This is a genomic window from Staphylococcus lugdunensis (assembly GCF_002901705.1).
In the GTDB taxonomy this organism is placed as follows: Bacteria; Bacillota; Bacilli; order Staphylococcales; family Staphylococcaceae; genus Staphylococcus; species Staphylococcus lugdunensis.
Genome location: NZ_PPPV01000010.1, coordinates 1 through 243, shown reverse-complemented (window position 1 = coordinate 243; position 243 = coordinate 1). Strand labels below are relative to the sequence as shown.

Annotated in this window: 1 pseudogene; it reads right to left on the bottom strand. The window is 38.7% G+C overall.

Annotated elements, in window-relative coordinates:
• A pseudogene (locus tag CD041_RS12100) lies at nt 1–243 on the bottom strand (hypothetical protein); the annotation flags it as partial.

Genomic DNA, 243 nt, shown 5'->3' with positions numbered 1-243 from the left:
GATAACTGTATTACCGTCTCCATCTGTTGTTGTGTTCGTTAATGTTACTGATGTACCATCTTGACCTTTATCACCTTTCGCGCCTTTTGGAATAGTGATTGAGTGGTTATCAGTAAATGTTACAACTGTTTCACCTTGAGCATTTTTAGTGATTTCTTGAATACCTACTGAATGTCCGTCTTGGCCTTTTGGTACAGTGATTGAATGACCATCGCTAAAGTGAACTACTGTATTACCAGCTTG